This is a genomic window from Streptomyces sp. NPDC059080 (genome assembly GCF_042739975.1).
In the GTDB taxonomy this organism is placed as follows: Bacteria; Actinomycetota; Actinomycetes; order Streptomycetales; family Streptomycetaceae; genus Streptomyces; species Streptomyces benahoarensis.
Genome location: NZ_JBHYGX010000058.1, coordinates 2724 through 21938, shown reverse-complemented (window position 1 = coordinate 21938; position 19215 = coordinate 2724). Strand labels below are relative to the sequence as shown.

The window sequence follows — 19215 nt, the reverse complement described above, 5'->3', positions numbered from 1 at the left end:
GCCCTCCACGACGGTGCGCCGTCCGGACCGCTGTGTCCGGCCGACGCGCCGCCCCGCACTCGACTCTCCGGAGCGGCCCGAACCGCCCATAGGGCGACAGGTGGGCCACTCCCACCCCACCAGGATGCGTCAATTGGTGACAGAAGTCGGAATGGGATCATCCCTGTGGAGCGCCTGGAACAGCAGCCGGGCCCTCGGCGTGTCCCACAACAGCACATCACCCGCACCGCTGACGCTCACCCCGGGCCGCGCCACCGGCACCGTCACCGCCCGGCCCGCACCGCCGGTGATCTTCCGCATCGACCAACCCAGGTCCCACAGCTGCCGCATCCCGGCCCCGTCGTCCACCCGGATCGCGGCAAGCGTGGTGCGCACCACCGGGACCGGGCGGGACGGATGGAGCAGCATCCCGGTGCCCAGCATCCGGTCCGCCACCGCCGCCATCAGCTGCCGCTGCCGCGTCACCCGTCCGAGGTCGCCCTGCGGATCGCTGTAGCGGGCCCGCGCGTACGCCAGCCCCTGCCGCCCGTCGACGTGCTGGCACCCGGCCCGGAAGTCCGCGCCCGACCGGGCGTCCTTCAGCGGTTTCTCCGGGCAGATCCGTACCCCGCCGAGCGCGTCGACGACCTGCACCAGGCCGAGGAAGTTCACCTCGGCGTACCGCTCGATGCGCAGCCCCGTGGCCTGCTCCACCGTGCGGGTCAGCAGCTGCGGCCCGCCGTCCGCGTACGCCTCGTTGATCTTGCGGCGGCCGTGGCCCGGCACCGGTACGTAGCTGTCGCGCGGCAGGCTCACCAGAGACGGGCCGTGGGCGCCGGTGTGCAGCACCATCACCGTGTCGGTGTTCCGCCCGCCGTCGTTGCCGACGTGCAGCTCCTTGCGCTGCTGCGCGGTGAGCCCGGCGCGGCTGTCGGAGCCGACCAGCAGCCAGTTCGTGCCCGCGCCCGCGGCCGGGCGGCCCGGGTACGTGCCGATCGCCGCGACGTGCCGCACCTGCCCGCCGGCCCAGAGGTACAGCGCCGCGGCCCCGGCGACCAGCAGCACCACCACGACCAGCAGCGCCAGCAGGATCCGGCGCAGCCACCGCCGGGGCCGCCGACCGGTCCCGGCGGCCCTGTCGGCCCTGTCGGCGCCGCGCCTGCCGCGCCGCCCGGCGTGGTAGGTCGTCGCGGACGGCGGTGGCGGCTCCTGCCCGAGCTGCTCCATACCGGTATGGTCCGCGCGCCGGGCGACTCCCGCAGCCCGAGCGGTACCGCGCCCCGCACGACGAAGGGCCGCCGACCCCCGAAACCGGTGGTCAGCGGCCCTCCAACGGCACGATGTGCGGACGCGCCCTACAGCAGCCCGTCCCACATCTGCTCCAGCAGCACCGACCACCACGTCTCCGGCGAACCGAGCGCCTGCGGATCGAGCGCCACCAGCTGCGCCTGGAAATCCACCGTCCAGCGGCCCGCCTGCTCCGGGGTCAGCCCGTACCGCAGCCGCCACATCCGGCGCAGCATCGCCAGGCAGCGCGTGAACTCCGGCAGCCCGCTGTTGACGAACTGCACCGCCGCGGGCTGCCCGCCCGGCGCCCCCTCCAGCGGCACCGCCACGATGTGCGCCGTGCCGTACTGCACACACAGCTGGCGCCCGAAGTCGTTGCCCATCACCAGGTACGAGCCCGCGTCGGCCGACGGCTGCACCCCGCGCTCCGCCGCCAGCTCCGCCAGCGTCGGCACCGGGCGGCCCGGCTGCGCCTGCGCCCAGAAGAACGGCCCGAAGTCGACCGGCAGCCCCGCCCAGACCAGCATCTGCGCGACGACCTCCGGCACGCCCTGCCGGGAGACCGCCCGCTGATCGAAGCGGAACAGCGCCTGCGGCCCGAACGCCTGCTCCAGCTCCTGCCCGACGATCTGCGGCGGCGCCGGGGGCACCGGCTGCACCTGCGAGGGGTGCGGCAACGGCACCCGCACCGGGGCGGGCCGCGCCGGACCGTCCGCCACCTGGTGCAACTCGCCCTGGTGCTCGACGAGATGGCGTACGCCCCGCTGCCGCGAGGCATGGTCACGGCCGTACGCGGCGGTGTGACTGATCCGCACCTGCGGCCAGGCGTCCCGGACCAGCCGCGCGCAGTAGCCGCCCGGCACCTCACAGCACTCCAGCTCGGTGTGGAGCTCCAGGACCTGCTGCGGCGGGATGTTCATCCCCCGCAGCTCGTGCAGGAGTTGCCACTCCGGGTGCGGCGTACCGGGCGCGGACCGGCGCACGATCTTCTGCTCGGACCCGTCCGGCGCACGGTAGCTGAGCACCGCCATGTAGCCGGGCCCGACCGTCGGCACCCCGCTGGGCGCCTGCGGATAGCCGTACGCACCAGGGGTGCCCTGCGGCGGGGCGGCGGGACCCGCGCCCTGCGGCGGAGCGGGCGGCGGAGCAGCCGGACCCGGGCCCTGCGGCGCACCGGGACCACCGGCCGGACCGGGGCCCACCGGACCGGGCACCGCCGCGCCGGACGCCAGCATCGTCGCCGCCGCGTGCACACCACCACCGGCGCCACCGGCCGAGGGCACCGGCGGGGGCGGCGGCGGACCGGCCGGAACCGCGCCCGAACTCCCGCCCGCACCACCGGACTTGGGAGTACCGGGCGGCTTCGGCGCACCGGGCGGGCCGGGCGGCGGCGGCACGCCGGGGCCGCCCGCGCCGGGACCACCGGCCGCCGGACCGGGCAGCGCGGCACCGGACGCCAGCATCGTCGCCGCGGCATGCACCCCGCCCCCGGCCGCACCGGAACCGGCCCCGCCCGGCGCACCGTCGCCCCCGTCCACCGCGCTCAGGTCCAGCCCCCCGCCGTCCAACTGCGAGACCAACTGCGTCGGTACGTAGCCTCCGGCGGGCGCGCCCGCACCGCCGGACCCGGCCTTCTCCGCACCGGGCACCCCGGGAGGAGGCGGCGAACCGGCCGCGTCGGCGGGCACCGCGGCACCGGCGGCCAGCACCGTCGCCGCCGCATGCACACCACCGCCACCGGCGGCGGGCGGCGCGGGCGGACCGGACGCGGCGGGCGTGGCGCCCTGCGGCGGCGGCACCTCGGCGACCGGCGGGCCGGACGGCGGCGGCAGATCCGCCAGCCCCCGCCCCACGGGCGGCGCCGGCGGCACCGGCCCACCGGCCGCCGCACCCACGCCACCGGACGCACCGGAGTCACCCGCCGCACCCGTACCGGACGCGCCCCCGGACTCCTGCCGCTCGGCCGCCGGGGCGACCTGCGTACGCGGCAACTGACGGCCACTCCGCAGCAGCTGGGTCTGCGCCTCGGGGCTGCTCCGCGGCGCGGCGCCGTCCGTCCCGTCCTCCTCCCCGACCTCGTCGAGACCGGCCAGCGGCGGCGCGAACACCGTCTGCGGCGGCGCCACGGACCGGTCGTCGTCCTCCGCCGCCCCGGGACCGCCACCGGCCCCCGGCGTCACATTCACCCCGGCCCAGGCATCGGCCGCACCGCCCCCGCCGGCCGCGGAAGCGGACGCGGGCACCGCAGCGGGCGCAGCCGCCGCAGCCGCCCCTCCGGACGTCCCGGCGCGCGCATCCGCCGCCTCCTGCAACCACTCCGGCGGCGTCAGCAGGAACGACGTCGCCTCCAGATCGATCCGCGGCGCCACCACCGCCGCCGGACGCGCCGCCGCCGCGCCGTACTCCTCCTCGTACCGCCGGATCACCTCACCCACCGGCAACCCCGGCCACAGCGTCGTCTCCCCGCTGTCCCGCGCGATCACCAACCGGCTGCGGCCCCCGTCGGACCCCGGACCGTCCTCCCGGTCCTCCGCCCACGCGACGAACCCGAGGTCGAACTCCCGCACCCGCACCTCACGCTGGAGCTGCGCCGGTACGTCGCCGTTGACCCACAGCTCCGCACGCTCCTGCGCCTGCGCGAACGTCACCACCGCGCTCACCCCTCCACCGGGACGACCTGCGCGAAGCCACCGTCCACCATCAGATTCGCCACCGTCTCCAGCTCCGGCGGATTCCCCGCGAGCCGCTCCAGGAACGCGTCGAAATCCGCACCGCACGGCAGCAACAGCCGCTCCGCCCGCTCCTGCACCGACCACCCGTCCCGGTCCCGCGCATCGTCGTACGGGCAGAACCACACCGAACCCACGTCCGCGCCCCGCACCTTCACCGCGAGCACCCCGCCCTGCGCGAACGCCACCCCCAGATAGTCCTTGGTCAGGTGATCACGCAGACACTTGTTGACATAGACCAGATCGTTCACCGCCGCGTCATCGCGCACCGTGAAGAACGGCTGGTCCACCAGCAGCCCCAACTCCGCGTCCAGGCCCACCCCCACCGGCGCACAGCCCCCCGCCGCCTTCAGGAACGACCGGTACGCACCCGGCAGCCGGTACCCCAGCGCCTCCTCCGCCTGCGCCACCTGCTCCTCGCCCACCGAGATCCCCCGGTGCGCCAGCCCGAAGTGCACCGGACGCGTCTCCTGCAACGGCCGGGTGCCCCGCTTGTCGTGCGCCACTGCCGCCGTCGCCAGCCCACCGTGGTGCCGCAGCAACGCCTTCACCTCGACGGGAACCAGCTCCAACCGCCGTGTCCCCGCGACGTGATGCCACGTCCAGCCGTGCGGCGTCGCCACCGCCGGACCGTCCGCCCACAGCTCGTGCCGCCGCGCATGCATCGCCGCGTTCGCCGACACGTAGTCCGTCAACCGCAGCTCGTCGACGCCGAAACCCTCCGGCGGCTCGGCGATCTCCACGGCCGCCCGCGCATACGGCGTGAACGACGGAAAACCCTGCCCGTCCATCCGTACCCCCGCGGGGTACCGGGCGGCACGGACCGGATCCGGGAAACGCACGAGCTGCCCGGCGTAAGCGGTGTTCGGTGGCGCGGCATGCTGCCCGAGCCGACCTGTCGTCATCGCGGTGCCCCCTGGCTGAATCTGGCTACTGCGCACAGCCTATGCCGTAGCGCAAGGGCGACCGCAGGTACCGGACGCCCTCCGCACCGCCCCGCAGAACCCCTACAAACGCCACCGCCCCCGCCACCACGCCCCACCCGTCACACCCACCCCAACCAGCCCTCTTACCCCACCCGCAACACACTGTCACCCGGTCGTGACGCCCTCCACGGCATGCCCGACTACCGGAACACCCGGGACATTTGGCAGGCTGACCCCCGCAACCGGGGGGTTTGCAGGGAGGGAAGCACCGCATGAGCACCACGGCACACCACACCGCCGCCACCGGCGACCCCCGCATCGGCTGGAGCGGCACCGCCGACGACGGGCACACCCCCACGCTCCGCCACCGCCGCGACGGCATCCTCCCCACCGTCGGCGCCGCCCTCTCCGTCCGCGGCGCCACCCTCACCTGCACCGCGAGCAAGGCCGAACAACCACCCCCGCTCCACCCCCTCGTCCAGGACTTCCTCGACACCCTCTCCACCGCCCAGCGCGAACGGTTCACCGGCCGCTGCCCCGAAGCCGTCCTGCTCTCCCGCCACCTCACCGCCGTCGAGGGCAACCGCGGCAAACGGGCTTCCCGCAAACCCCTCACCAATGGCGAAGCCCGCCGCTCCCTGAAACACTCCAAGATCACCGCCCGTCACATCCGCGAGGACGGCGACCCCCTGCACGGCAGCTACGCACCCCCCTGCCGCTCCTGCGACGCGCTCCTCGCCCACTTCGGCGTCATGCCCATCGGCAGCACGCCCGCAGGGAGCTGACCACCGTGCCCGCCACCGACCCCCGCGACCGCGCCGGCTCCACCCGCTTCCCCCCGGCCGTCGACGTCGCCCTCCAAAAAGCCGGCTGGACCCCCGGCCGCTGGGACATCAAGCACGCCGAACACTGGGCCGACACCCTCCGCGACCACACCTCCCCCGCCGGCCACCGCCACACCGTCTTCCCCGCCGCCGTCGAGGCATGGGCCGAATTCGGCGGCCTCCACCTCACCGGCCCCGGCCCCGGCCGCCACATCGCCCCCACCCCCTTCACCGTCGACCCCCTCCACGGCCTCCACCTCGCCCGCACCCTCGGCGACCTCGGCCGCGCCCTCGACACCGACGTCTCCCCCCTCGGCCGCGAGGAACTCAGCGGCACCCACACCGCCGGCCACCCCCAGGCCCTCCTCGCCATCGACACCGAAGGCCGCGTCTACAGCCTCGACCACACCGGCGACTGGTACCTCGGCCCCACCATCGACCACGCCCTCAACACCCTGATCCTGGGCACACGGCCGACCCGCCTGGTACGACCGAATGGGGCCTGACCTGGGGCTTCACGCCCCGGCCGCCTGAACCTCCCCGGATACGGGCCCTACGGCCGGAGAGCACTTCGAGCCCCCGGCCTCGCCTCACCCCCCGGCAGCCACCCCACCACCGGAAGCCACACCCGCACCCGCGCCCGCACCCGCCCCGGCCACCGGCACCACCGCCGACACCCGGAAACCGCCCGCATCCGTCGGACCGGCCACGAACACACCCCCCAGCGCCGTCACCCGCTCCCGCATCCCCACCAGACCGTTCCCCCCGCTCGGCAACCCCGCCGGAGCCGCCGCACCGTCCGACGGACCGTTCTCCACCTGCACCGCGACCTCTGCCACCCGATGCGCCAACCGCACCCGCGCCCGCGCCCCCGGCGCATGCTTGTGCACATTCGTCAGCGCCTCCTGCACCACCCGGTACACGGTCTGCTCCACCCCCGCCGCATACCGCCGCCCCGGCGCACCCGCGCCCTTCGCACCGTCGACCGACAGCACCACCGCCATCCCCGCCGCCCGCGACTGACCCACCAACTCCGCCAGCTCCGCCAACGACGGCCCCTCGGCCTCACCCCCCATGGCCCCCTCGGCCCCCTCGGTCGCGGATCCCGGCGCCGACGCCTTCACCCCCGCCTGCGCCGCCGCCTTCGACGCCACCGCCGCCAACCGCTCCGGCTCGTCCGACGCCCCCGACACCGGGCGCCCACCGGCCCCCTCCGCCGTCCGCAGCACCCCCAACATCTCCCGCAACTCCGTCAACGCCTGGCGCCCCATGTCCCCCACCAAACCCGCGTTCCGCGACGCCTTCTCCGGATCCTTCAACGCCACCGCCTGCAACGCCGCCGCATGCACCACCATCAACGACACCCGGTGCGCCACCACGTCGTGCATCTCCCGCGCGATCCGCGTCCGCTCCTCGTTACGGGCCCACTCCGCCCGCTCCTCCGCACGGTCGGCCAACAGCGACAGCTCACGCTCCAAACCGTCAGCCCGCTCCCGCAGGCTCTCCACCAACCGCCGCCGGGCCCCCACATACAGCCCCCACAGCACCGGCGGCGCCGTCACCACCAGCCCCATCGCCACCGACATCACCGGCACGAACCACAACGGCGGCTGGAAATCCGGATCCGCCGCCACCTCCTGCCGCAGGTTCAGGAACGTCGACACCAGCGTCCCCGCCACCGTCATCCCCGCCAACAACGCCGTCGTCCGCCGCGGCGTATCGGACGCCGCCAGCGTGTAGAGGCCCACCACCCCCAACAGCACACCCATGTCCGCCGGCGTCACCGCGATCGACACCAGCACCACGGCCACCGGCCACCGCCGACGCGCCAACAGCACCGGCCCGGCCACCAGCCCCAGCAGCACCCCGACCGGCCCCGGCAGCCCCACGTCGTCCGAGAACGACGCGCCCTCCACCACGCACTCCAGCGTCGACAGCAACGCCAGCACCACGTCCAGCACGGCGCTGCGCCGCCGGGCCCACCACCACGGCCCCCGCGCAGGCACGGCACGCACCCGCGCTCCGGCCTCTCCATCTGCCCCCGTAGCGCTCATGCCGACCAGCCTACGGGCGCCCACCCCGGCCCCCCGAACAGCGCACGTGCACGTTCCCGACCCGTTACGCACCCTTACCCACGGTTATCCCTCGAACTATTGAATCGCCCACATATCCGCCCCACCCGCACACCCGTCCCCGCCAGCCTGTTCCCATGACGCACACCAGCACCCACGAGCACCGACCCGACCACGCAGCGTTACGCGCCGAGGCCGTCGCCCTCCGCCGCGCGGGCCTCAGTCGACGACAGATCCGCGACCGGCTCCACATCCACAACAACGACCTCCTCAACCGCTTCCTGGACGGCATACCTGCCCCGGAGTGGACCAAACGGCCCAACGCCAGGGACGACCTCCGCGCACGCGCCCGCGAGCTGCGTCTCCAAGGGAAGACCTATGACCAGATCCAACTGGAGCTGGGCTGCTCGAAGAGTTCGATATCGCTATGGGTCCGCGACCTCCCGAAACCCGACCGTCGCCGCACCCGCGAGGAGGCGTCCGCCATCGCGAAGCGCGGCTGGGCGGCAACCCTCCGCCGCCGCGAGGAGGAACGGCAGCAGACGAAGGCGGCGGCGACGGCAGAGATCGCGGCGATGTCGGACCGGGACCTCTTCATCGCGGGAGTCGCCCTGTACTGGGCCGAGGGCACCAAGGACAAGCCCTACGCCCGGCGCGAGAGCGTGATCTTCGTGAACAGTGACCCGGGCGTGATCCGCGTCTTCCTTGCCTGGCTACGGCTTCTCGATGTGGATCCTGCGCACCTGACCTACCGGGTGATGATCCACGCGACGGCAGACGTACCGGCCGCCGAAGCGTATTGGGCGGAGTTTGTCGGGATCGACACCACCGCGCTGCAGAAAACGACCATCAAGAAACACAACCCCAAGACGGTCCGCAAGAACGTCGGAGAGGGCTACCGCGGCTGCCTTGTGGTGCGGGTACGGCGAAGCGCAGAGCTGTACCGTCGCATCGAAGGCTGGTGGTACGGCATAGTGTTGGGTACCGAATAACCGGCCTGACGGAATGTCCGGTTTGAGGTCATAAACACTCCCCTGTGGTGTAATTGGCAACACGGGTCACTTTGGATGATTTGTTCCAGGTTCGAGCCCTGGCAGGGGAGCGATTCAGCCCACAAGGTGACGTTCGGGTCCCGACCGACAAGGTCGGGACCCGCATGCGTTTCGCCAGGAATACGCCCCGGTATCCTTCGGACGTCCACCACCCGAAGTAGCCAAGAAGCCGAAGGGCACCTCCGTGAGCGCCAACCTTCCTCCCGTTCTCGGCTCCGCTCGGACGGGGGAGACCCCACTGGCGGCCGTCGTCGTTCTCGCCGCGGGTGAGGGAACCCGCATGAAATCGGCGACCCCCAAGGTCCTCCACGCGATCTGCGGGCGGTCCCTCGTCGGGCACGTCGTCGCCGCCTCCCGCGAACTGGACCCCGAGCACCTCGTCGTCGTCGTGGGCCACGCCCGCGACCAGGTCCGGGCACACCTGACCGAGATCGACCCGTCGGTCCGTACCGCCGTGCAGCACGAGCAGAACGGCACCGGGCACGCCGTGCGGATGGGCCTGGAGGAGCTGACCGCAGGTGGCGCGGCGCTGGACGGCACCGTCGTGGTGGTGTGCGGGGACACGCCGCTGCTGACGGGCGAGACGCTGCGCCGCCTCAGCGAGACGCACGCCGCGGACGGGAACGCCGTGACGGTGCTGTCGGCCGAGGTGCCGGACGCGACGGGGTACGGCCGGATCGTGCGGGACGGTGCGAACGGTGCAGTGACGGAGATCGTCGAGCACAAGGACGCGAGTCCGGCGCAGCGGGCGATCCGGGAGATCAATTCCGGGGTGTTCGCGTTCGATGCGCGGTTGCTGGCCGAGGCGCTGGGCAAGGTGCGGACGGACAACAGCCAGGGTGAGGAGTACCTCACGGATGTGCTGGGGATTCTGCGGGAGGCCGGGCACCGGGTGGGTGCGGCGGTGGCCGGGGATCACCGGGAGATTCTGGGGATCAACAACCGGGTGCAGTTGGCGCAGGCGCGGCGGCTGTTGAACGAGCGGTTGTTGGAGCGGGCGATGCTGGCCGGTGTGACGGTGGTGGATCCGGCGTCGACGTGGGTGGATGTGACGGTCGGCTTCGGGCCGGATGCGGTGGTGCATCCGGGGACGCAGTTGCTGGGTGCGACGCGGGTGGCGTCGGGTGCCGAGGTGGGTCCGCATTCGCGGCTCGCGGACACGGTGGTGGGTGAGGGCGCGGTGGCGTCGTTCACGGTGGCCGAGGGTGCGGAGATCGGTGCGGGGGCGTCGGTGGGTCCGTATGCGTATCTGCGTCCGGGGACGGTGTTGGGGGCGAAGGCCAAGGCCGGTACGTATGTCGAGATGAAGAACGCGTCGATCGGTGAGGGGACGAAGGTGCCTCATCTGTCGTATGTGGGGGATGCGACGATCGGTGAGTACACCAATATCGGCGCGGCGAGTGTTTTTGTGAATTACGACGGTGAGGCGAAGCATCACACCACGGTCGGTTCGCATTGCAAGACGGGGTCGGACAACATGTTCGTGGCTCCTGTCACGATCGGGGACGGCGCGTACACCGCGGCGGGTTCGGTCATCACCAAGGATGTGCCCCCGGGTTCGTTGGCGGTCGCGCGTGGCCAGCAGCGGAACATCGAGGGTTGGGTCGCGCGTAAGCGGCCCGGAAGCGCCGCCGCGCAGGCCGCTTCTTCCGCTCGCCAGGAGTCCGAGGGCGAGCGCTGACCGTGCTGGGGTGCGCCGTGCGGGGCGTACCGTGTTGAGCGCACGCAAACAGGAATTCGAGGAGATTTGCTGTGACCGGGATCAAGACGACCGGCGAGAAGAAGCTGATGCTCTTCTCCGGCCGCGCCCACCCCGAGCTGGCCGAGGAGGTCGCGCACCAGCTGGGTGTCGGCCTGGTCCCGACGAAGGCGTTCGACTTCGCCAATGGTGAGATCTACGTTCGCTATCAGGAGTCGGCGCGTGGCGCGGACTGCTTTTTGATTCAGAGCCACACGGCTCCGATCAATAAGTGGATCATGGAACAGCTGATCATGATTGATGCGTTGAAGCGGGCTTCGGCCCGGAGCATCACCGTGGTCGTGCCGTTCTACGGTTATGCGCGTCAGGACAAGAAGCACCGTGGCCGTGAGCCGATTTCGGCGCGGCTGATCGCGGATCTGATGAAGACGGCGGGTGCGGACCGTATTGTCACGATCGATCTGCACACGGATCAGATCATGGGCTTCTTCGATGGTCCGGTGGACCATCTGTTCGCGCTGCCGGTGCTGGCGGATTACGTGGGCGCGAAGGTGGACCGGAACAAGCTGACGGTGGTGTCGCCGGACGCGGGCCGGGTGCGGGTGGCGGACCGGTGGTGTGACCGGTTGGGTGCGCCGCTGGCGATCGTGCACAAGCGGCGTGACAAGGACGTGGCGAATCAGGTCACGGTCCATGAGGTCGTCGGTGATGTGAAGGACCGGGTGTGTGTGCTGGTCGACGACATGATCGACACGGGTGGCACGATCTGTGCGGCGGCGGACGCGTTGTTCGCGAACGGTGCGGCGGATGTGATCGTGACGGCGACGCACGGCGTGCTGTCGGGTCCGGCGGCGGACCGGCTGAAGAATTCGAAGGTGAGTGAGTTCGTGTTCACGAACACGCTGCCGACGCCTTCGGAGCTGGAGCTGGACAAGATCACGGTGCTGTCGATGGCGCCGACGGTGGCGCGGGCGCTCCGTGAGGTGTTCGAGGACGGTTCGGTGACGAGCCTGTTCGACGAGCAGTGAGGCGTGGCGCGGCGGTCCGTCGCGCGGTGTGTTGATGCTGGTGGTGGCCGGTTGCCGGGTTTTCCGGTGGCGGTTTCGGTGCTGGTGATCGACTTTGGGGCGGCCTCCCGGCCGGGTAGACTCATGGAGTTGCTCGGCGAGGGAGGCCGCACCTGTGTGTGCGGTGGGTCCGTAATCGACGCGCTCTTCGTAGCAGGTCTGTCGTGGGCCGGGTAACGGTCAGCGGTTTCCTGAGATACGAGGAGTGCAGTCATGGCTGAGGTCAAGCTCACCGCCCAGGTACGTACCGATTTCGGTAAGGGTGCGGCGCGTCGTGCGCGTCGTGCGGAGCTGGTTCCCGCGGTGATTTACGGGCACGGTGCGGAGCCGAAGCACGTGGCGGTTCCCAACCACGCGCTGATGATGGCGCTGAAGACCCCGAACGTGCTGCTGCGTCTGGACGTGGACGGCAAGGACGAGCTGGTCATCCCCAAGGCGGTGCAGCGTGAGGCCATCCGTGGCTTCCTGGTGCACGTGGACTTCCTGTCCGTGAAGAAGGGCGAGAAGGTCACCGTCGAGGTGCCGATCGTGACCGAGGGCGACCTGGCTCCGGGTGCGAACCTGCTGGAGCACCTGCTGAACACGCTGCCGGTCGAGGCCGAGGCGACGCACCTTCCGGAGTCCGTGACGGTGTCGGTCGCGGGTCTGACCGCGGGTGACACGGTGCTGGCGAAGGATGTCGTGCTGTCGGCCGGTTCGTCGCTGGCCGTCGAGGACGACGTCGTCGTGCTGCAGGTCGTCGCGGCGCAGGCCGAGGCTGCCGCGGAGTCGGCCGAGGGCGCTTCGGCCGAGGGCTGATCCGTCGTCCCTGCCGTCCGGCAGGGCGTTTTCCAACCGCCGCCGCGCGCCTTCGGGTGCGGGGTGGCGGTTGGGTTGTTTTGGTGGCCCGTTGTGTGGTGGCGGGCCGGTCGGGTGCTCGGTGCGGTGCCGGGCGGATGCGGGAGTGGTGGAGATGGCGGAGTCCGGGCCGTGGCTTGTGGTGGGGCTGGGTAATCCGGGTCCGGAGTATGCGGGCAATCGTCACAATGTGGGGTTCATGGTGGCGGATCTGCTGGCGGAGCGGATGCGGGGGAAGTTCAAGGCGCACAAGGCGCGGGCGCAGGTGGTGGAGGGCCGGGTGGGTCCGCCGGGTCCGGGGAGCCGTCGGGTGGTGGTGGCCAAGCCGATGTCGTTCATGAACCTGTCGGGTGGTCCGGTGTCGGCGCTGCGGGATTTCTACAAGGTGCCGGTGGAGCGGATTGTCGCGGTGCATGACGAGTTGGACATCGATTACGGTGCGCTGCGGTTGAAGCTGGGGGGCGGCGACAACGGGCACAACGGTCTGAAGTCGATCACGAAGTCGCAGGGTGCCGAGTACCACCGGGTGCGGTTCGGGATCGGGCGGCCGCCGGGGCGGATGCAGGTGGCGGATTTCGTGCTGAAGGATTTCGGTTCGGCGGAGCGTAAGGAGCTGGACTACTTCGTGGACCGTGCGGCGGACGCGGTGGAGGCGTTGGTGCTGGAGGGGTTGGAGCGGGCGCAGAGTTCGTACAACTCGTGAGGTGAGGGCGCGGGTTGGGGCCGGGGGCGGCTCGGTTGGGGGTGTGGGGCCGTCACCTGAGGTTGACCAGGTGTGGGGCCATGGCCAAGGATCCCGGGCATGTTCAGAGGGAGTGTGCGGTCCAGACCGGTCAAACGCAGTCGTACGCGGCGGGCGGGTGAGAGTGCCTTCGGGGTGATGTTGCTCGTCCGGAACGGGCTGCTGGTGCTGGTGGCGTCGGTGTTGCTGGTGGCGGGCGTGTGGACGTCGTGGGGGTCGGCGCGGTACGCGATGGGGGTGTCGGGGCGGGAGCACGGCACGCTGACGGTGGCGTCGTGTGACGACGAGCGGTGCGCGGGGCCGTTCGTGCCGGAGGGTGCGGGCCGGCGGCGGGCGCGGGTGTCGCTGGTGAAGGCGGCTTCGCCGGGTGTGGGTGAGCGGGTCACGGTGGCGTTGCGGCCGGGTGGTGAGCGGGCGGTGCGTACGGGTGCGGCCGGGGTGTTGCACGCGTGGGCGCCGTTCGCGGGGGCGTTGTTGCTGGCGGCGCTGGTGGTGGCCGGGGGGCTGCGGTGGCGGCGTACGGCGTGGGGGATGGGTCTGTGCGGGGTGGCATTGCTGGTGGGGGCCTGGGGGGCGTTGTAGGCGTAGGGGGTGCGGCTTCGCCGCGGAGGTCGCGGGATGCGCGTACGGCGTTCCCGGGCTCGTCGCGGTCGTGATGCGGAGACGTACGGAGAATGGCGGCGGCCCGCTCCCGGTGTCGGGGGCGGGCCGCCGTGGTGTGTGCGGGGTGGTGCTCAGCCGGTGTTGCGGAGGCCGGCGGCGACGCCGTTGACGGTGAGGAGCAGGGCGCGGGCGAGGACGGGGTCGGGCTCTTCGCCGCGGGCGGCGGCCTCGCGCTGGCGGGCCAGGAGGGAGACCTGGAGGTAGCTGATCGGGTCGAGGTAGGCGTCGCGGATGTGGAAGGTCTGGCGCAGGACGGGGTTGGAGTCGAGGAGTCCGCTCTCGCCGGTGACGCGGAGGACTTCCTGGACGGTGAGGGCGTGTTCGGCCTTGATGGTGTCGAAGACGTGCTTCAGCTCGTCGGGGACGAGGGTGTCGACGTAGTGCTCGGCGATCCGCAGGTCGGTCTTGGCCAGGGTCATGGTGACGTTGGACAGGAAGTTGCGGAAGAAGTGCCAGTGGGTGTGCATCTCGTCGAGGACGGTGTCGAGTCCGGCCTCGCGGGCGGCCTTGAGGCCGGTGCCGACGCCGTACCAGCCGGGGACGATCTGGCGGGACTGGGTCCAGCCGAAGACCCACGGGATGGCGCGGAGGCCGTCGAGTCCGGCGCCGGAGTCGGGCCGCCGGGAGGGGCGGGAGCCGAGGTGGAGTTCGGCGAGCTGGTCGACGGGGGTGGCGGCGAAGAAGTAGGCGGGCAGGTCAGGGTCCTCGACGAGGCGGCGGTAGGCGCCGTGGGCGGCGTCGGAGACGGTCTCCATGGTCGCGTCCCAGCGGGAGAGCGCTTCGTCGGACTGGCGGGGTTCGGTGTGCAGGGCGGACGCCTGGAGGGTGGCCGCGACGGTCAGTTCCAGGTTCTCGCGGGCAAGGGAGGGGACGAGGTACTTGTCGGAGATGACCTCGCCCTGCTCGGTGACCTTGATCTCGCCTTCGAGGGTGCCGTAGGGCTGGGCGAGGATCGCGTCGTGGGAGGGGCCGCCGCCGCGGCCGACGGTGCCGCCGCGGCCGTGGAAGAGGCGGAGGCGGACGCCGTGGCGGCGGGCGACGTCGCGCAGCAGCCGCTGGGCTCGGTGGATCTCCCACTGGCTGGTGGTGATGCCGCCGAACTTGGAGGAGTCGGAGTAGCCGAGCATGACCTCCTGGACGTCGCCGCGGAGCGCGACGAGGCGGCGGTAGGAGGGGTCGGAGAGCATCTCGTCGAGGAGCTGGTCGGCGATCTTCAGCTCGTCGGTGGTCTCCAGGAGCGGGACGATGCCGATCTTGGCCCATCCGGCGTGCAGGTCGATGAGGCCGGCCTCGCGGGCGAGGACGGTGGCGGCGAGGACGTCGTCGGAGCCCTGGCACATGGAGATGATGTACGACTCGACGACCTCGGGGCCGAAGGTCTTCTTGGCCTTGAGGACGGTGCGGAAGACACCGAGGGTCTTGGCTCCGGCCTCGTCGAGGGGGGCGGGGCTGGGGGCCAGGGGGCGGCGGGAGCGCAGTTCCTTGGCGAGCAGCTTGCGGCGGTATTCGCGCGGCATGTCGACGTAGCGCCAGGATTCCTCGCCGAGGCGGTCGAAGAGCTGACCGAGGGCGTGGTGGTGGGCGTCGGCGTGTTCGCGGACGTCCATGGTGGCGAGCTGGAGGCCGAAGGCGGCGAGGGTGCGCAGGGTGCGCTCCAGGCGGCCGTCGGCGACGAGGGAGCCGCGGTGGGCGCGGAGCGACGTCTGGATGAGGGTGAGGTCGTCGAGGAGTTCGGTGGTGCCGAGGTAGTCGCGGCCGGGGACATGGGGGGTGTCGACGGCGAGGCGGTCGCGGGTGTTGAGGAGCTTCTGGCGGATGCAGGTCGCCTTGAGGCGGTAGGGCTCCTCGGCGTTGAGGCGCTTGTAGCGGGGGCTGATCTCGGGGAGGAGTTCGAGGTCGTGGCCGAGGGAGGTGAGCAGTTCCTCGGTGGCGCCGCTGTTGCGGATGGAGTTGGAGAGGGCGCCGCGGAGTTCGTCGATGTGCTCCAGCGCGTCGGTGATGCCGTGTTCGTGCTGGAGGATCAGGACGTCCCAGGTGACCTGGGGGGTGACGTTGGGGTTGCCGTCGCGGTCGCCGCCGATCCAGGTGCCGAAGGTGAGGGGGCGGGTGCCGGAGGGCAGGGGGGCGCCGACGCGTGCGAGTTCGGCGGCGAGGTCCTCAAGGACGTCGCCGACGGCGCCGCGGCCGAGTTCGTCGAGGTAGTAGATGGCGTTGCGGGCCTCGTCGGTGGGCTCGGGGCGGGCGACGCGGAGTTCGTCGGTCTGCCAGATGAGGTCGATGCTCTCGGCGAGGCGGAGGTCGGTGCGGCGGCGCTCGGTGGGGTCGGTGTGCTCCAGCAGTTCGGCGATCCTGCGGAGCTTGGTGAGGACGGAGCGGCGGGCGGCCTCGGTGGGGTGCGCGGTGAAGACGGGGCGTACGCCGAGGTGGGCGGCGGTCTCGCGCAGGTGCTCGGGGTCGGCGTCCTTGAGCATGTCGGCGGTGCGGCTGAGGATGCCGCCTTCCGCGGCGCGGCGGGCGCGCAGCTCGCGGCCGCGGTGGACCTGCTCGGTGACGTTGGCGAGGTGGAAGTAGGTGGAGAAGGCGCGGACCAGCTTGGCGGCGGTGGCGAGGTCGGTGGCGCCGAGGAGCCGGGCGGCGGCCTCGCCGTCGGAGCGGGTCAGGGCGCGGACGCGTTCGACGAGGTCGAGGAGTTCGGACCCTTCCTGGCGGACGAGGGTTTCGCCGAGGAGGTCGCCCAGGCGGCGGATGTCGGCGCGCAGGGCGGTGTGGTCGCCGTTGTCGCTGGTCGTTCCCGGCCGGTCCGGGCGGCTGCTTCCGGGGGCGCTGATCTCGGCGGCGGAGGTGTTGTCGGCACTGCTCACAGGTGCGGCTCCTTGCGGCGATCTGGGCGGGGCGTCGCGCCGTACCGGCCGGGGCCTGTGCGGGCCCGGGGCGTGGCGGGCGACGGCCCGGGAGGTGCGTCGCTCGCGGCTCCTTCTTGCGGGTGAGGCGCGGGCGACGGGGTGCACGTCCGGGCTTGTGGGCGGGTTGCGGACCGCGCTGTCCGACGCCCACCAGGATAGGTCTCCCGTTCGGAGGGTGGTCACACCGTCCACCGGCTGGAAACGGGCCGTCCGGGCGGGGCCGCAGGTCAGGGGTGGGCGGGGGCGGTGACCCGGTCGCGGCGGGGCGGGGCGGCGGGGCACCCCGCTGGCGGGTACGGGCCTGTCACGGCCTTCTCCGGGGCGTCGTCGCTGCCATACTTACGAAACCGTAGGTTACGGTTCCGTAGCCGTGCCCCGAGCCCCCCACGAGGGACACCACATGACCGCTGATCCGCAGACCGTCGAAGAGTCACCCAGGCCCGGTACGCCGCTGCCGTCGGCGACGCTGGGCCGTGACAGCAAGGGTTCCGTCGAGCAGATCACGCTGCTGCTCTTCATCACGGTGCCGTTCCTGGCGCTGGCCGCGGCGGTGCCGCTGGCGTGGGGGTGGGGGGTGAGCTGGCTGGATCTGGGGTTGCTGGTGGTGCTGTATTACGTGGGCTGCCACGGCATCACGATCGGCTTCCACCGCTACTTCACGCACGGCGCGTTCAAGGCGAAACGGCCGCTGCGGATCGCGTTGGCGATCATGGGGTCGCTGGCCGTGGAGGGGCCGCTGGTGCGCTGGGTGGCGGATCACCGCAGGCACCACAAGTTCTCCGACGCGGAGGGCGACCCGCATTCGCCGTGGCGGTACGGCGAGACGGTCCCGGCGCTGCTGAAGGGCCTGTGGTGGGCGCACATCGGCTGGATGTTCGACGAGGAGCAGACGCCGCAGCACACGTACGCACCGGATCTGGTCAAGGACCCTGCGCTCCGGGCGGTCTCCCGGCAGTTCGTACTGTGGACGGCGGTGTCGCTGCTGGTCCCGCCGCTGGTGGGCGGGCTGGTGACGCTGTCGTGGGCGGGTGCGCTGTCGGCGTTCTTCTGGGGTTCGCTGGTGCGGGTGGCGCTGCTGCACCATGTGACGTGGTCGATCAACTCCATCTGCCACGCGGTGGGCAAGCGGCCGTTCAAGTCGCGGGACCGGTCGGGGAACGTGTGGTGGCTGGCGGTCCTGTCGTGCGGTGAGTCGTGGCACAACCTGCACCACGCGGACCCCACCTGCGCGCGTCACGGGGTGCTGCGGGGGCAGCTGGATTCGAGTGCGCGGCTGATCCGCTGGTTCGAGAAGGCGGGCTGGGCGTACGACGTGCGGTGGCCGCACGCGTCCCGCATCGATGCCCGGCGCAAGGGAAAGGCCGCCCAGACGGCATGATTGTCGGGTGGCGATCGACGGCAGCAACGTGAGCAACGGCAGCAAGGGCACGTCTTCCTCCTCCGGCGGGGGCGGGAGGCGGCCCCGCCGGGTCCGGATGACGGGCGCGGAGCGCCGTGAGCAACTGCTGGACATCGGCCGCACGCTCTTCGCCGAGCGGGGCTTCGAGGGCACGTCGGTGGAGGAGATCGCCGCGAAGGCGGGCGTCTCCAAGCCGGTGGTGTACGAGCACTTCGGCGGCAAGGAGGGGCTGTACGCGGTGGTCGTCGACCGCGAGATGCGGCAGCTGCTGGACATGGTGACGGGCGCGCTCACCGCCGGTCACCCGCGGGAACTCCTCGAACAGGCGGCGTTCGCGCTGCTCGACTACATCGAGACGTTCACGGACGGTTTCCGCATCCTGGTGCGGGACTCCCCCGTCGCGCAGTCGACGGGCACCTTCGCGTCGCTGATCAGCGATATCGCCACGCAGGTGGAGGACATCCTGGGCCTGGAGTTCAAGGCCCGCGGTTTCGACCCGAAGCTGGCACCGCTGTACGCGCAGGCGCTGGTCGGCATGGTCGCCCTGACCGGCCAGTGGTGGCTGGACGTCCGCAAGCCGAAGAAGGCGGAGGTCGCCGCCCACCTGGTGAACCTCGCCTGGCACGGCCTGGACGGCCTGGAGGCCAAGCCGCGGCTGATGGGCCACCGGAAGAACTGAGGGCCCACGGGGGGCGGCTGCCGGTGCTGTACGAAAGTCCGTACAGCACCGGAGGTCGCCGTGAGCGGTCAGTCCGACAGCCCCTACGGGCCGCTGCTGCCCATGCCCGAGCTCACGCCGGATGCGCTGCGGGCGGCGGCCTCCGGGAGTTCGACCTGATGCGCGGGCGCGGCTTCCTCAGCTTCCTGGCGGTGCCCCGCCACCGGTGCGTCTCCGTGTGCAACGTCACCTGGTACGGCTGACGCGGGCGTGGGGGGGGGGGGGGGGGGCGCGGGGGGGCGCGGGGGGGGGCGGGGGGGGGGGGGGGGCGGGCCGCGCGCCCCCCGCGGCGGCGGGGGCGGGAGGGTGAGGGAGGGA

At 72.1% G+C, this 19215-nt stretch carries 15 protein-coding genes and 1 tRNA gene; 11 read left to right on the top strand and 5 right to left on the bottom strand.

Going from position 1 to position 19215, the window contains the following annotated elements; genetic code table 11:
* Positions 1-129: 129 nt before the first annotated feature.
* The 3 genes from ACFWWQ_RS28035 to ACFWWQ_RS28025 form a co-directional block, all read right to left on the bottom strand.
* Positions 130-1206 carry an LCP family protein gene (locus tag ACFWWQ_RS28035; protein WP_384601806.1) on the bottom strand — a complete coding sequence of 359 codons (1077 nt, stop codon included), beginning with the start codon at positions 1204-1206 and terminating at the stop codon, positions 130-132.
* Positions 1207-1334: 128 nt separating this feature from the next.
* Entirely contained in the window at positions 1335-3917 is a 2583-nt protein-coding gene (locus ACFWWQ_RS28030; protein ID WP_384601834.1) for an SUKH-4 family immunity protein, read from the bottom strand.
* A 5-nt stretch (positions 3918-3922) separates the two neighbouring features.
* Positions 3923-4900, bottom strand: coding sequence for an SMI1/KNR4 family protein (locus ACFWWQ_RS28025; RefSeq protein WP_384601803.1), 978 nt, complete (start codon positions 4898-4900; stop codon positions 3923-3925).
* A 293-nt stretch (positions 4901-5193) separates the two neighbouring features.
* Between ACFWWQ_RS28025 and ACFWWQ_RS28020 the strand changes: the two genes are divergently transcribed.
* Both ACFWWQ_RS28020 and ACFWWQ_RS28015 read left to right on the top strand, forming a co-directional pair.
* Complete coding sequence (locus tag ACFWWQ_RS28020) at positions 5194-5706, top strand: YwqJ-related putative deaminase (protein WP_384601800.1); 513 nt, start codon at positions 5194-5196, stop codon at positions 5704-5706.
* Complete coding sequence (locus tag ACFWWQ_RS28015) at positions 5703-6251, top strand: SUKH-3 domain-containing protein (protein WP_384601831.1); 549 nt, start codon at positions 5703-5705, stop codon at positions 6249-6251. Before ACFWWQ_RS28020 ends, ACFWWQ_RS28015 begins: the two co-directional genes overlap by 4 nt.
* A gap of 84 nt (positions 6252-6335) precedes the next feature.
* On the opposite strand, the gene ACFWWQ_RS28010 is transcribed toward ACFWWQ_RS28015, so the two are convergent.
* Complete coding sequence (locus ACFWWQ_RS28010) at positions 6336-7799, bottom strand: sensor histidine kinase (RefSeq protein WP_384601797.1); 1464 nt, start codon at positions 7797-7799, stop codon at positions 6336-6338.
* Between the two features lie 155 nt (positions 7800-7954).
* On the opposite strand from ACFWWQ_RS28010, the gene ACFWWQ_RS28005 reads away from it, so the two are divergent.
* The 7 genes from ACFWWQ_RS28005 (at position 7955) to ACFWWQ_RS27975 (ending at position 13796) form a co-directional block, all read left to right on the top strand.
* Positions 7955-8809, top strand: coding sequence for a hypothetical protein (locus tag ACFWWQ_RS28005; protein ID WP_384601794.1), 855 nt, complete (start codon positions 7955-7957; stop codon positions 8807-8809).
* Between the two features lie 38 nt (positions 8810-8847).
* Positions 8848-8919 (top strand) — tRNA-Gln (locus ACFWWQ_RS28000).
* 188 nt (positions 8920-9107) lie between these two features.
* Positions 9108-10550, top strand: coding sequence for a bifunctional UDP-N-acetylglucosamine diphosphorylase/glucosamine-1-phosphate N-acetyltransferase GlmU (gene glmU, locus ACFWWQ_RS27995; protein WP_384601828.1), 1443 nt, complete (start codon positions 9108-9110; stop codon positions 10548-10550).
* Between the two features lie 71 nt (positions 10551-10621).
* Entirely contained in the window at positions 10622-11596 is a 975-nt protein-coding gene (locus ACFWWQ_RS27990; RefSeq protein ID WP_143944145.1) for a ribose-phosphate diphosphokinase, read from the top strand.
* A 252-nt stretch (positions 11597-11848) separates the two neighbouring features.
* Positions 11849-12433: a 50S ribosomal protein L25/general stress protein Ctc gene (locus ACFWWQ_RS27985; protein ID WP_384601791.1), complete on the top strand. Its 585-nt coding sequence runs from the start codon at positions 11849-11851 to the stop codon at positions 12431-12433.
* 154 nt (positions 12434-12587) lie between these two features.
* Positions 12588-13175 carry an aminoacyl-tRNA hydrolase gene (gene pth / locus ACFWWQ_RS27980; RefSeq protein ID WP_384601789.1) on the top strand — a complete coding sequence of 196 codons (588 nt, stop codon included), beginning with the start codon at positions 12588-12590 and terminating at the stop codon, positions 13173-13175.
* Between the two features lie 177 nt (positions 13176-13352).
* Positions 13353-13796 (top strand): hypothetical protein, encoded by a 444-nt coding sequence (locus ACFWWQ_RS27975; RefSeq protein WP_384601786.1) that lies wholly within the window; start codon positions 13353-13355, stop codon positions 13794-13796.
* 152 nt (positions 13797-13948) lie between these two features.
* Here the strand turns inward: ACFWWQ_RS27975 and ppc are convergent, their stop codons facing one another.
* Positions 13949-16738: a phosphoenolpyruvate carboxylase gene (ppc, locus tag ACFWWQ_RS27970; RefSeq protein WP_384601783.1), complete on the bottom strand. Its 2790-nt coding sequence runs from the start codon at positions 16736-16738 to the stop codon at positions 13949-13951.
* 442 nt (positions 16739-17180) lie between these two features.
* On the opposite strand from ppc, the gene ACFWWQ_RS27965 reads away from it, so the two are divergent.
* Together ACFWWQ_RS27965 and ACFWWQ_RS27960 are read left to right on the top strand one after the other, a co-directional pair.
* A complete protein-coding gene (locus tag ACFWWQ_RS27965; RefSeq protein WP_384601780.1) occupies positions 17181-18158 on the top strand; it encodes an acyl-CoA desaturase in 978 nt (325 codons plus the stop codon).
* Between the two features lie 7 nt (positions 18159-18165).
* Positions 18166-18858, top strand: a complete 693-nt coding sequence (locus ACFWWQ_RS27960; protein ID WP_384601776.1) for a TetR family transcriptional regulator — start codon at positions 18166-18168, stop codon at positions 18856-18858.
* Positions 18859-19215 lie beyond the last annotated feature (357 nt).